This window comes from Pseudomonas sp. Y3 TE3536 (assembly GCF_053629175.1).
This window is the reverse complement of sequence record NZ_JBRJHU010000001.1, coordinates 6,078,534-6,091,351: the sequence shown is the minus strand read 5'-3', so window position 1 is coordinate 6,091,351 and position 12,818 is coordinate 6,078,534. Positions and strand designations below refer to the sequence as shown.

12 protein-coding genes are annotated in these 12,818 nt (G+C 61.7%); 4 read left to right on the top strand and 8 right to left on the bottom strand.

From position 1 onward, the window contains the following. Positions 1–2: 2 nt before the first annotated feature. The 3 genes from AB7M33_RS27245 to AB7M33_RS27235 are packed head-to-tail and all read right to left on the bottom strand — an operon-like array spanning position 3 to position 2,440. On the bottom strand, positions 3–587 hold the full coding sequence (locus AB7M33_RS27245) for a LysE family translocator (protein ID WP_265967441.1): 585 nt from the start codon (positions 585–587) through the stop codon (positions 3–5). Positions 588–637: 50 nt separating this feature from the next. Then, a complete protein-coding gene (locus AB7M33_RS27240) occupies positions 638–1,468 on the bottom strand; it encodes an AraC family transcriptional regulator (RefSeq protein ID WP_099429858.1) in 831 nt (276 codons plus the stop codon). A 48-nt stretch (positions 1,469–1,516) separates the two neighbouring features. Continuing rightward, the gene (locus tag AB7M33_RS27235) at positions 1,517–2,440 is read right to left on the bottom strand and encodes a LysR family transcriptional regulator (RefSeq protein WP_265967440.1); all 924 of its coding nucleotides are present in this window, start codon (positions 2,438–2,440) and stop codon (positions 1,517–1,519) included. 103 nt (positions 2,441–2,543) lie between these two features. Here AB7M33_RS27235 and nfsB point away from each other — a divergent pair, with 103 nt between their 5' ends. Then, complete coding sequence (gene nfsB, locus AB7M33_RS27230; RefSeq protein WP_099429856.1) at positions 2,544–3,197, top strand: oxygen-insensitive NAD(P)H nitroreductase; 654 nt, start codon at positions 2,544–2,546, stop codon at positions 3,195–3,197. Positions 3,198–3,334: 137 nt separating this feature from the next. On the opposite strand, the gene AB7M33_RS27225 is transcribed toward nfsB, so the two are convergent. Both AB7M33_RS27225 and AB7M33_RS27220 read right to left on the bottom strand, forming a co-directional pair. After that, positions 3,335–4,489, bottom strand: coding sequence for a cysteine desulfurase family protein (locus AB7M33_RS27225; protein ID WP_454244118.1), 1,155 nt, complete (start codon positions 4,487–4,489; stop codon positions 3,335–3,337). A 185-nt stretch (positions 4,490–4,674) separates the two neighbouring features. Then, a complete protein-coding gene (locus AB7M33_RS27220) occupies positions 4,675–5,601 on the bottom strand; it encodes a LysR family transcriptional regulator (protein ID WP_085273280.1) in 927 nt (308 codons plus the stop codon). Between the two features lie 140 nt (positions 5,602–5,741). Between AB7M33_RS27220 and AB7M33_RS27215 the strand changes: the two genes are divergently transcribed. The 3 genes from AB7M33_RS27215 to AB7M33_RS27205 all read left to right on the top strand — a co-directional run bounded on the left by AB7M33_RS27215 (position 5,742) and on the right by AB7M33_RS27205 (position 8,877). Continuing rightward, positions 5,742–6,971: an acyl-CoA dehydrogenase gene (locus tag AB7M33_RS27215; RefSeq protein WP_454244117.1), complete on the top strand. Its 1,230-nt coding sequence runs from the start codon at positions 5,742–5,744 to the stop codon at positions 6,969–6,971. Between the two features lie 117 nt (positions 6,972–7,088). Beyond that, positions 7,089–8,492 carry a PAAR domain-containing protein gene (locus tag AB7M33_RS27210; RefSeq protein WP_454244116.1) on the top strand — a complete coding sequence of 468 codons (1,404 nt, stop codon included), beginning with the start codon at positions 7,089–7,091 and terminating at the stop codon, positions 8,490–8,492. Continuing rightward, positions 8,482–8,877: a hypothetical protein gene (locus AB7M33_RS27205; protein WP_157765564.1), complete on the top strand. Its 396-nt coding sequence runs from the start codon at positions 8,482–8,484 to the stop codon at positions 8,875–8,877. Before AB7M33_RS27210 ends, AB7M33_RS27205 begins: the two co-directional genes overlap by 11 nt. 75 nt (positions 8,878–8,952) lie before the next feature. Here AB7M33_RS27205 and AB7M33_RS27200 read toward each other — a convergent pair whose 3' ends face one another. The 3 genes from AB7M33_RS27200 to AB7M33_RS27190 all read right to left on the bottom strand — a co-directional run bounded on the left by AB7M33_RS27200 (position 8,953) and on the right by AB7M33_RS27190 (position 12,804). Continuing rightward, entirely contained in the window at positions 8,953–10,017 is a 1,065-nt protein-coding gene (locus tag AB7M33_RS27200; protein WP_454244115.1) for a TerC family protein, read from the bottom strand. 169 nt (positions 10,018–10,186) lie between these two features. Further along, positions 10,187–11,494, bottom strand: coding sequence for a substrate-binding domain-containing protein (locus tag AB7M33_RS27195; RefSeq protein WP_454244114.1), 1,308 nt, complete (start codon positions 11,492–11,494; stop codon positions 10,187–10,189). A gap of 161 nt (positions 11,495–11,655) precedes the next feature. After that, positions 11,656–12,804 carry an ABC transporter ATP-binding protein gene (locus AB7M33_RS27190; protein ID WP_275750446.1) on the bottom strand — a complete coding sequence of 383 codons (1,149 nt, stop codon included), beginning with the start codon at positions 12,802–12,804 and terminating at the stop codon, positions 11,656–11,658. Positions 12,805–12,818 lie beyond the last annotated feature (14 nt).

Below are 12,818 nucleotides of genomic sequence, written 5' to 3'. Positions count from 1 at the left end.
AATCAACCCAGCAGCGTCGCCCAAGCCGACACCAGCAACACCACCGCCAACCCCCGGTTGAACCACAGCAACCGCGCAGGCGCTTGCAACCAGCGTGCACTTCCCACCCCCAGCAGTGCCCAGGCCGTCATGCACGGCAGGGCAATCAGCAGAAACACCAGCGCCAACTGCCACACCGGCAGTGCCGGCGCGGCAAATACCCCGATCACGGCCACGGCCATCATCCACACTTTCGGGTTCACCACTTGCAGCGACGCCGCGCTGAGCGCATCCAAAGGCTTGTCTGCGTTGATGTCCACGGGCTGCCCAGCGCTGCGCAGAATGCGCCACGCCAGCCAACTCAACCACAGAACGCCGGCCCAGCTCATCAGCCGCTGGGCCAGTGGATGGCGCAGTAACAGCTCGCCCAGCCCCAGCCCGACCAGCAACACCACGGCCGCCGCCGCGCCACAGCCGGCCAGGATGGGCGCCACGCTTGCCCGCAAGCCCTGCCGTGCGCCATGTGCCAGGATCAACAGATTGGTCGGCCCGGGGCTGATGCTGGCCACCAGGGCGAAGAGGATGAAAGGCAACAACGTCTGCGACATGGCACAAGGCTCCGAGGGTTCGAAGCGCCATGTTCGCTGCCTGGCTGCAGTCAGTCTGGAAGGTTTGAGCAGCGCCTGCGGTAGTCGGCCGGGGTCAACCGATACGCCCGGCGGAACCAGCGCCCCAAGTGGCTCTGGTCGGCAAAGCCCAGCGCCATGGCCACTTCAGCAGGTGTCTGGCCTTGGCTGAGCAGGCGCCGCGCGCGGGCCAGGCGCAACTGGATCAGGTAGGCGTGCGGGGCCAGGCCGAAGGCGGCTTTGAACGCCCGGGTCAGGCGAAAACGGTCGACGCCGCAGGCCTGGGCCAGGTCTTCCAGGCCGATGTCGCGGTCCAGGTGAGCATGCAGGTAGTCACGCGCCCGCTGCGCGGTCAACGGCAGGCGCGGGTCGGGATTGACGCGTTTGCGCCAGTGCAGATGGCGGGTCAGGCAGGCCAGCAGGTCGTCCATGGCGGTCTGGCGGACAATGCGCAGGTCCTGGTAGTGCACGCTGTTAAAGGCCAGCGCGGTGGCGCGGGCCAGGCGCTCATCGTGGCACAAGGTATCGGCAAAGCTGGGCAGGCCGGCGCTGGGTGCGTGTTCGAACAAGGCCCGCAATTGATCGTCCAGCCAGGCAGGCTCCAGGTACAGCGTCGAGTAGGTGAAGCCTTCCTCGGTCGGTGCAAGGCCGTCGTGGATGTCGCCGGGCTCGAGCAGAAACACCTGGCCCGGCGTGCTGCGATGGCGCACCCGCCGGCAGTTGAACTGCTGCACACCTTGCTCGGTGACGCCGACCAGGAAACTGTCGTGCCAGTGCGGGTCGTAGGCATGCCCGACAAAATGCGCGCGGACCGACTCGATGCCGGTGTCGGCGTCTTGTTTGAGGTCGATCCAGTTGCTCATGGGGGCAGGCCGTGGGGGTAAAACGCTACCTTAGCGCACGCGTGCGGTTCAGTCTGGAACGATTGTGCAGCCCTTGTTCAGCAGCCGCGGCCGCAGGGCCTCGAAGCGTTCGCGCAGCCACAGGTGCAGCTGTGTCACTGCCGGCGTCAGCTGTTTGCGGTGCGGGCAGACCAAGGTGACCGGCGTTGGCTCGCCCAGGTATTCGGGCAGCAGAATCTCCAGTGCGCCTGCCTCGATGTCGGCGCTGACATCCAGCCACGACTTGTAGACGATACCTTCACCCAGCAGCGCCAGGCGGCGGATCACATCGGCGTCGTCGCTGACCAGCGGCCCACGCACCTGCACGGTGCGGTTACCCACCCGCCATTTGTCATAGACCCGGTTCTGTTGCATGTACAACAGGCAGGCATGTTGCTGCAGGGCCTCTGGCGTCAGTGGCCGGCCGTGGCGCGCGAGGTAATCGGGGGAGGCGACCAGTACCCGGCGGTTCCAGTTGGCCAGGGGCAGGGCGATGTAGTTGGCATCCTGGTTGAGGCCGTAGCGGATGGCGATGTCCACCGGGTCGCGATTAAGGTCGGCCATCTGGTCGGACAGAAAGAAGCGCAGGTGCAGCGCTGGGTGCTCGCGGCGAAAGGCGCTCAACCAGGGCAGCAGCATGTTGCGGCCCATGTCCGAAGGGGCTGAAACCTGCAGGATGCCGCGCAAGCTACTGGCATTACCGTGCAGGTCCTCGCGGCCCTGGCGCAGGCTTTCCAGCACGTTCTGCGCGGTCGGCAAGTACAACTCGCCCGCAGCGGTCAGGCGCAGGCTGCGGGTGGTCCGCGCAAACAGGCGCACGTCCAGCTCGCGTTCCAGGCGTTTGATGGCGGCGGCCACCTGGCCCGGCAGCAGTTCGGCCTCATGGGCGGCGGCAGTGAAGCTGCCCAGCACGCTGCTGCGTACGAACAGTTCAAGGTCGGTGATGCGCAGCATTTTCACTCGCAGGATGAAAGTGTTGCTGTAGTTTGCCGGTTTTTCTTATCTGCAGGAAAGATAAGATGCGCGACAAATCCCGTTTTATTGCAGGAGTTGTTGCATGGATACCGTTTCCCTCGCCAAGCGCCGCTACACCACCAAGGCTTACGACGCCTCGCGTCGCATTCCCCAGGCCACCCTCGATGCGTTGCTCGAGCAACTGCGCCATAGCCCATCGTCGGTCAACTCACAGCCTTGGCACTTCATCGTCGCTGACAGCGCCGAAGGCAAGGCCCGTTTGGCCAAGAGCACCCAAGAGCGCTTCGCCTACAACACGCCGAAGATTCTCGATGCGTCCCATGTGATCGTGTTCTGCACCCGTACCGAGATGACCGAGGCCCATTTGGATGCGGTGCTCGCGCAGGAAGCCGCTGATGGCCGTTTTCGCGATGAACAGGCCCGCGCGGGGCAGAACCAGAGCCGTCGTCACTACGTCGACCTGCACCGCTTCGACCAGAAAGACGTGCAGCACTGGATGGAAAAGCAGACCTACCTGGCCTTGGGCACTGCACTGCTTGGGGCTGCGGCACATGGCCTGGATGCGACGCCGATCGAGGGCTTCGACAGCAAGGCGCTGGATGCCGAGCTGGGGCTGCGCGAGCAGGGCTACACCAGTGTGGTGATCATGAGCCTGGGCTATCGGAGTGAGGCTGACTTCAATGCGGGGCTGAGCAAGTCGCGGTTGCCGGCTTCGAAGGTGTTTACCTTTCTCTGAGCGCCTTTCTCTGAGCCTGTAGGAGCAGCCTTGTGCTGCGAAGAGGCCGGTGAAAGCAGCCAAGATTCGCTGTATTTCACCGGCCTCTTCGCAGCGCAAGGCTGCTCCTACATCGGCCTAGGACGTCGGCGCCAGCTTTACCACAACGACACTGACGCCGCTGTCACAGCCCTGGCAAACACCTCGATTGCCTTGTCCACTTCAGCCTCGGTGCTGAACCGCCCAATGCTCAACCGCACGCTGTTACGTGCCCGGCTTTCATCCAGCCCCAGTGCCAGCAGCACATGCGATGGCGCATTGCTCGCCGAATTACACGCTGACGTGGTCGACAATGCCAACTCACTGGCCAACGCTGCACTGTTGAAGCCTCGGCTCTGGATGCACAGGTTCAAGGTATGCGCAATGCGCTGTGTGTCGCAACCATTGAGGCTGACCGCTGGCAAGGCCAACAACCCATCGCGCAGCTTCTGGGACAGGTGCTCGATGCGCTGGTGTTCGCTGTCCCCCGGCTGGCCGGCCAGGGCAAAGGCGCTGCCCATGCCGACAATCTGGTGGGTCGCCAGGGTGCCCGAACGCAGCCCGTGTTCATGCCCGCCACCGTGCATCTGCGCACGCATCAGCGCGCGCGCGCGCGACCCGACGTAGAGCGCGCCGATGCCTTTTGGGCCGTAGACTTTGTGGGCCGAGAACGACATCAGGTCTACCGCCATTGCTGCCAGGTCGATGGCCAGTTTGCCCACCGCCTGCGCGGCGTCCACATGCAACAGCGCACCGTGGGCACGCACGCGCTCGCCAATCGCCGCAAAATCGGTCACGGTGCCCAGTTCGTTATTGACCGCCATCAGCGAGACCAGGCGGGTATCGGCCTGCAGTGCCGCCTGCACGGCTTCAGGCTGGATCAGGCCCGAAGCATCCACAGCCAGGCGGGTAACGGCCCAACCTTGGCGCTCCAGTTCAGCGACCGTGTCGAGCACGGCCTTGTGTTCCAGCTGGCTGGTGATCAGGTGGCCCGGCTCGCCAATGCCCTGGGCGATGCCCTTGAGCGCAAGGTTGTTGGACTCGGTAGCGCCTGATGTCCACACCAGCTCATCGGCGCGGGCGCCGACGCGTTCGGCGACCTGCTGGCGCGCCTGCTCCACAGCATTGCGGGCTGCTTGGCCATAGGCGTGGCCACTGGATGCGGGGTTACCGAAGTCGGCTTGGCGGCCAAGGCAGGCGAGCATCGTTTCGATGACGCGGTCGTCAACGGGCGTGGTGGCGGCGTAGTCGAAGTAGAGCGGGGCGCTGGGCATGGGGCGGGTCCGTGTCTGTCACGTGGGATTCAGTGATCGTTGCAGTAAGCGTACCCGGCCCTTGGCCAACAATTTTTGCCTTCTGTTTAGTTGATTCGCACCTGTTTGGTAAATAATTCTTCTAATTTAGGTTGGTGGAGAAAAAAATTCTCCAGCAGCCAGGCGTCCGTCCCATCACAGCAGCGTCAGGCCGGTTCCAGCGTGCGTTCTTCCTCCGCCACCACCCGTTCGCACAACTCGATGATCTGTTCGCGCATCCAGCGGTTGGCGGGGTCCTGATCCGTGCTCTCGTGCCAGTACAGGTGGGTTTCCAGCGCTGGTACATCCACAGGCAACGCCTGGTAGCGCAGTTGATGGCGGCGGGCGAAACGCTCGGGGACGGTCATCACCATGTCGGTCTGCTGCAGCACCTGCGACGCCATCAGGTAGTGCTGGGAGCGCAAGGCCACCTTGCGTTGCACGCCCATCTTGCCCAGGGCCAGGTCGACATAGCCGAGGCCATTGCGGCGGCTGGAGATATGGATATGGGTCATGCCCAGGTAGCTGTCGAGGGTCAGTTTGCTGTCGGCCAGCGGGTGGCCCTGGCGCAGGGCGCAGACATAGCGGTCTTGCATCAGTTTGACGTGGCGTACCTGCGGGTCGGTGTTCAGCGGGGCGTCGACGGCAAAGTCCAGCCGCCCGGCTGCCAGTTCCTTGGTGGTTTCGCGACGTTTGCACAGGAAGCTCTCGATCAGCACCGAAGGGGCCAGGCGGCGCAGGCGCTGGAACAGCGGCGGCAGGATCACCGCCTCGGTCAGGTCGGTCATGCTGATGCGGAAGGTCTTGTTGGCCTGTTGCGGGTTGAAGATGCGGCTTTCTTGCACCGAGGTGCGCAGCAGGGCAAGGGCGTTGCGCACTGGGCCGATGATGTTCTGCGCCATCGGCGTGGGCACCATGCCTTGTGCGGTGCGCACGAACAGCGGGTCGTTGAAGGTTTCGCGCAGCCGCGACAGGGCATTGGACACCGCCGGTTGGGTGATGCCGACAATTTGCCCGGCGCGGGTCAGGTTGGCTTCGGTGTAGATCGCGTCGAAGACGATGAACAGGTTGAGGTCGACCTTGCTGAGGTTCATGTGCGCCGCTCGTTGTTGGAATTATTGCCCGATCATATATCGGTTATGAATGTTTATACACGCGGAAAATAGACTAGGTGGATGGGCGCGTGCTGCTCTAGGCTCTGGCCCATGTCCTACGAACCGTGAAGGTAGCCCCGATGGATTTCGCCTATTCGCCCAAGGTCCAGGCATTGCGTGAGCGCGTCACCGCGTTCATGGATGCCTATGTCTATCCCGCCGAGTCGGTGTTCGAGCGCCAGGTCGCCGAGGGGGATCGCTGGCAGCCCACCGCGATCATGGAAGAGCTCAAGGCCAAGGCCCGCGCCGAGGGGCTGTGGAACCTGTTCTTGCCCGAGTCGGAGTACGGCGCCGGGCTGAGCAACCTGGAATATGCCCCGCTGGCCGAAATCATGGGCCGCTCGCTGCTCGGGCCAGAGCCGTTCAACTGCTCGGCACCGGACACCGGCAACATGGAAGTGCTGGTGCGTTATGGCAGCGAGGCGCAGAAACGCCAGTGGCTGGAGCCCCTGCTGCGCGGGGAGATCCGCTCGGCGTTCGCCATGACCGAGCCGGACGTGGCCTCCTCGGACGCCACCAACATGGCCGCCACTGCTGTGCGTGATGGCGATGAGTGGGTGATCAACGGCCGCAAGTGGTGGACCTCCGGGGCCTGTGACCCGCGCTGCAAGGTCATGATCTTCATGGGCCTGTCCGACCCCGAAGGGCCGCGCCATCAGCAGCACTCGATGGTGCTGGTGCCGACCGACACGCCTGGCGTGAAGATCGTCCGGCCGCTGCCGGTGTTCGGTTACGACGACGCGCCGCATGGCCATGCCGAGGTGTTGTTCGAGAACGTGCGGGTGCCTTACGAGAACGTAATTCTGGGTGAGGGCCGTGGCTTCGAAATCGCCCAGGGCCGCCTCGGCCCAGGCCGCATCCACCACTGCATGCGCTCGGTCGGCATGGCCGAACGGGCGCTGGAATTGATGTGCAAACGCTCCGTGGAGCGCACAGCCTTCGGCCGCCCGCTGGCCCGCCTGGGCGGCAACGTCGACAAGATCGCCGACTCGCGCATGGAAATCGACATGGCCCGCCTGTTGACGCTGAAAGCGGCCTACATGATGGACACGGTCGGCAACAAAGTGGCCCGCAGCGAAATCGCGCAGATCAAAGTAGTGGCGCCGAATGTGGCCTTGAAGGTGATTGACCGGGCGATCCAGATGCATGGTGGCGCCGGGGTGAGCGGTGATTTCCCGCTGGCGTATATGTACGCCATGCAGCGCACCTTGCGCCTGGCCGACGGGCCGGATGAAGTGCATCGGGCCGCGATTGGCAAGTATGAGATTGGCAAGTATGTGCCGGTGGAGATGTTGCGTAGTTCCAAGTGATTTGTAAGCAGATTTCGTAATTGCTGTAGGAAGTGTCTGGTTTTGACGTTCAGGCACTAAAAGCGCTGTTGCAGCTGTTAGGTTTCGACACCTCACCTATGCACAGAGAGCGTGTCGATGCGTGTCAACCTGGGAGGAAAAGGTCAGGCGGTAGACGGTGATGTCACCACGACGGGCGCTGTTTGCATCGCGACTGATCTCTGCTATTTGAGCGAAGGGCGTAGGGTGCTCAGGGAGGGCGACAGGACAACACCCTGTCCCCTCTGCGGCGATGAAGGGACCGTCGCTGAAGGCGTTTTGCATTTCTTCTCTGATGGCCATGCCGTGGCCATGGATGGGGCGCTGGTGAACTGTGGTTGCCCGCCCGGTAGTAACCGAGTCGTAGCACCGCTGGATGTGGCACCGCCACCTCTGCGGACTTTGGCGTCTAACCGCGTAATGTCTATTGTGCCATCCGCGGGTGCTCAAGCAGGCAACTGCTCGCGAGGGTCAGTTACAGCATTGCCGGGGACAATGGAGCCGGGCTTTTATGTGGTTCCCAGAAGCATGTCGTTCTCTCAGGTTCTGCTGCGGTTGGCCGAGCAGGACGCCACGTTACCCATTTCCCGTTTGCAGCGGCTTAATCCTACCTACGATCAAGGATTCAAGGCTGGGGAAATTTTCGTCATTGGTGACCCAGATAATGGCGATGCCTGTACCCGTGAGGAAGCCAAGCTGATGGCTGCCGCTCAGGACGCCCGGCACGCGTTGGCGGCGCTGGATTTTGCCGAATCGGATTTCATGATGAAGCACCAGGCTGATATTGCCGGCTTGCTCAGCAATGCCAGCCAATCGATGGGCGTGGGCAAGGACATGCTGGATCAAGGGTTGAAACAGGTCCGCAACACCTTGAACCAGATCGAGCAATTGCATCAGCGCGAGTTTATGCGGCATGGGCACTTGAACAGTCGCGAATTCTTCGTCTCGCGGCGTCAGCTGTTGCAGCAGCTGGATGGACAGTTGAAGGCGGCATTGCTTAACAAACAGCTGAACTTGGGGAGTTATGAGCGGCTGAAGAAGAGTCTGAATATTTCGACCAAGAGCCTGGTGCACCATTGGTCGAAAGCGGGTGGGGCGGGGCAGATACCGGGGTATGCGACGCATCTCGATAAAGTGGCGAAACTCTCCAATTACCTCAAACACGGCGGGAATGCTGCAATTGGACTGAGCGGGGCTTCGTCGTACCTTAATGTGAGAGAGGTTTGTCAGGCAGGGAGTACAGAGGCTTGTAGGAAAGCCCGTTTCGTAGAAACAGGAAAATTTAGCGGGAGCGTGGGTGGTGGAATGGCAGGGTCGTTGGTAGCCGGTGCAGCGGCTGGTACGGTGTGTGCTGCTTTTACTGTGGGTACTGCGGGTTTAGCAATTCCATTATGCGGAATTTTATTAGTTGGCGGCGGTAGCTTCGCGGGCGGTAAGTTAGGTGAGGTCATGGGGGAGGGGACAGGGGAATTCATCTATGAGGTATCAAATTATGGATATTAATACATGGCCTATAGCTGTAAAGCTGTCGTTTGTAATTATGCCATTTGTTATTTCCATGTCAGGCTTTGCAATAAGTGCGTACATAACGTTGACTCGTCATTATCAGGTTGTTTGCTCTTCGGTTACAAGTAATTCGTATATAGAGTGTTTGAAAGTAACCTGGGGTGGATCTTATTTTAAATGGCGACTAATGTTGGTTTGTGCTATTGGTGGCCTAGTCACGTTCCCCTGGTTTGTGTTGCGCCGCGGTCAAGTGGATGCTGAAGAACTAAAAAGATTTCCGCCAAAGCTGAAGCGATGGTTGGCAGTGTCTACTTGGCTAGCTATCATCGGTTTTGCCTGGATGATGTTTGCGGGTTTAGTTATCAAGATTTCCAAGGTGTAGTAATTCTGGTTTTTGTATTTTTAATGAATAGTTGCGTCTAAAAATCGCTGAGTTTGCACGTATTAAGCGCGTTAGTCAGACCCGCAATTGCGGGTCTTTCTCTTTTTTATCGCCCTCATCTTTCCCCGCCGGAAGCGGCTCCATGCTGGCCTCATCCACCGCTACCTTACCCCCCCGCGTCTTGACCAACGACACCACCACCCCACCCAGCAACAACCCAAACGTCACCCCCAGCGACAGCAACGCCGGCACCTTGCCGACCATCCCGTGGTAGAAGATCTTGCAACCAATGAAGATCAACACCAACGCCAGCGCGTACTTGAGGTAGATAAACCGGTGCATCAACGCCGACAAGGCGAAGTACAGCGAGCGCAAGCCGAGGATGGCAAAGATGTTCGAGGTATAGACAATGAACGGGTCCTGGGTAATGGCGAAGATCGCCGGCACGCTGTCGACCGCAAACACCAGGTCGGCCAGTTCGATCAGTACCAGGGCCAGAAACAGCGGGGTGGCATACCGCAGCGCCTTGCTTTGCCCAGGCGGGGTCTGGCGCACGAAGAAGTGCGAGCCGTGGATCTGGTCGGTAACCCGCATGTGCCGGCGCACGAATTTCAAGATTGGGTTGTTGGCCAGGTCCGGATGGCTGTCCTCCTTCGACAGCGCCATCTTCACCCCGGTAAACAGCAGGAAGGCGCCGAAGATGTACAGTACCCATTCGAAGTTCTGCACCAGTGTCGCGCCCACGCCGATCATGATCGCCCGCAGGAACACCACGCCCAGGATGCCCCAGAACAGCACGCGGTGCTGATAGCGGCGGGGGATGGCGAAGAAGCCGAAGATCATCGCCATGACGAACACGTTGTCCATCGACAGCGACTGCTCGACCAGGAACCCGGTGTAGAACTCCAGCGCCGACTGCGCGCCCAGCTCATACCAGACCCAGGCGCCAAACAGCACGCCGACACTGAAATAGCCCGAGTACAGCAGCAGGCTTTCGCGCATTTCGATCTCGCGGTCCTGGCGGTGCAGCACGCCCAGGTCGAGTACCAGCAAACCGATGACGATGGCGATGAACACCAGCCACAACCAGGTGCTGGTACCGAGAAACGGAGTGGTGAGGAATGTCTGCAGAGCCGTCATGAGCCCCTCCTTGATTGTCGACGTTGCAAGGCAACAGTGATCCGACATGGCGGCTTGGCAGCCGTCAGAGGGGCCCGGTATCACATGGGCTTGAGCCTAGTCCCGTTTGCGCGGGATGCCGAATGCAGACCTGTTACATTTCTTTGCCTGGCACCCGGCGGGTGACGCCTTAATACACCCACACTTCTACCCGCCGATTGCGCAAGCGGCCTTGCTCCTGGTCGTTCCCTGCCACGGGCAGTTCGTCGCCCATGCCGGTCACTTCCAGCACGTCCACGCCATCGCGTGCCAACTCGCGACGAACCGCCAACGCCCGCAAGCGCGAAAGCAGCGCCGCGCGCCCGGGTGTCTCCTTGGGGTCACCAAAGCCCACCAGCACCGCCTTGCTCTGCAACTTGCCGGCCTGGCGCAGGTACTCGGCTACCCGCTGCACATCGCGCAACGCTTTGTTGTCGAGGCTGGCGCTGCCCTCCTGAAAGCGAAAATTCACGCTCAACCGCTGCGCTTGCTCGGCCAGTGTGCGGTAGCGTGGCGGCATGTCGGCCTGTGGGGGGACCGCTTGGGCCTTGACCTGCTGCGAAACGAAACCCAGTTGCGCGACGATGGCCTGGCCGGCTGGGCTCTGGGCGAAGTCGGCCAGGGCCTTGGCCTGAGGCTTGGGGTTGGCTGGCAGGTAGAAATACAGGCGCCGCGATAGTGGGTAGTCCTCGCTGGCCACGAGCGAGCGCTGCGGCAGCATGGCCGGTGCATCGCCCTGGGCGACGGCCAGCACCTTGGCCCCGTGTACTGCCGCCAGGCTGCTGAAACCGATGGCCTGGCGGTCGGCGGTGACGCGCTCGGCCAGCGTGTCGCTGGACTCAAAGCGCTGAGCCTTGGCAGACAGCTCGCCTTGATTAGGGTCGAGCACCAGTGCCTTGAAGGTTTCGAAGGTGCCGGAACGGTCGTCGCGGGCATAAAGGTGAATCTTCCCACCCGCAATGCCCACCTGGTCCCAGCGCTGGATCTGCCCGGAGAAGATCTGCGCCAGTTGCAGCGTGGTCATTTGCGGCAGTGGGTTGTCGGGGTGGACGATCACCGCCACGCCATCGAGGCCGATGACCTGTTCGGCGCTGGCCGCACGAAGGTCACCCAGGGCATGCAGTTGCTCAACTTCTGTATCGTTGATCGGCCGCGAGGCGGCAGCCAGGTCGGCCTCGCCCCGGCCCAACGCTGCAAAGCCGGTGCTGGAACCATGCGCGGCGATGTCGATACGCAGCGGTTGCCCGCGAACGTCGCGGGCGGTGATGACGGTTTCGTTAGTGTGTGTGCCGGGGACCTGTTCAATCGCCGTTGCACCTTGAGCCCGTAATTGCCCTTGCACCAAAGCCGGCAGCAAGGCCGCGCCGATGGTGTTGGAGCCCTGCACGCGCAAATGCGCAAAATCGGCCAGAGCCGACAGCGGAAGCAGGGCAAGAAGAATGAGCAGCAGGCGGGGCATGCCGGGCAACCTATGGCACAGAGTTGCCCGGCAGATTACGACGGTGGCGTGATAGAAATATGACAGGCAGTCGGGAGGGCGTTAATCCTGTGGGAGCTGGTTTGCCCGCGAAGAGGCCGGCAAGCACCACAAGACAGTTGCTCCCACAGGTTGCTGCTAAATCAGTGCGCGCCTGCCGACTTGCTCAGGTCACTCTCCGCCCACTCGGTATAGATGCAGGCATCGGCCACGGCCCAGCGCACGTTCACGGTATCCCCTGGCTGCATCGGCATGCCTGCCGCAGACAGCGCCTTCACGGTCATTTCGGTACCGCCGGCAGTGACCACATGGCACGTTTGGCTTTCACCCAGGAACAACACTTCGGCGACCTTGGCCCGCACCTCGTTCCAGCCCGCTGGCAAGGGTTGCGCGGCGGCTTGGGCGGCGGTCAGTGCCAGGGCTTTTTCCGGGCGTACCATGATCAGTGCCTGCTGCTCGGCAGCCAACCCGGCGGTCAGGCGGATGGCCACCGGCTGGCCCTCGAAACTGCCCGCGCCATTGCTGCTGGCCTTGATCCGCAGGAAGTTGGAATTGCCCAGGAACGAGGCGACGAACGCGTTCGGCGGGTTCTGGTAAAGGTCATAGCCACTGCCCAACCCAACGATCTTGCCATGGCTGAAGATGGCGATGCGCTGGGACAGGCGCATGGCCTCTTCCTGGTCGTGGGTGACGTAGACGATGGTGATGCCTAAGCGGCGGTGCAACTGGCGCAGTTCGTCCTGCAGGTCTTCACGCAGCTTTTTGTCCAGTGCGCCGAGCGGCTCGTCCATCAGCAGGATGCGGGGCTCATAAACCAGCGCACGGGCGATCGCCACCCGTTGCTGCTGGCCGCCCGACATTTGCGAGGGCTTGCGGTGGGCGAACTTTTCCAGCTGCACCAGCTTGAGCATGGCATCGACCCGCTTGTTGATCTCGGCGGCGCCGAGCTTGCGGATGGCCAGGGGGAAGGCGATGTTGTCACGCACGTTCAGGTGCGGGAACAGCGAATAACGCTGGAACACCATGCCGATATCACGCTTGTGCGGCGGTACGTTCACCAGCGACTGGCCTTCGACCAGAATCTCGCCGCTGCTGGGGGTTTCGAAACCGGCCAGCATCGACAGGGTGGTGGACTTGCCCGAACCGCTGGAGCCGAGGAAGGTGAGGAACTCGCCGTCCTGGATTTCGAGGTTCAGGTTGTCCACGGCGGTGAAGTCGCCGTAGTGCTTGTTCAGGCCGCGCAGGCTGACCAGGGTCTTGTTGTGCGCGTTGTCTTTGATCACTGCACTCATTGTTGTTTTCTCCG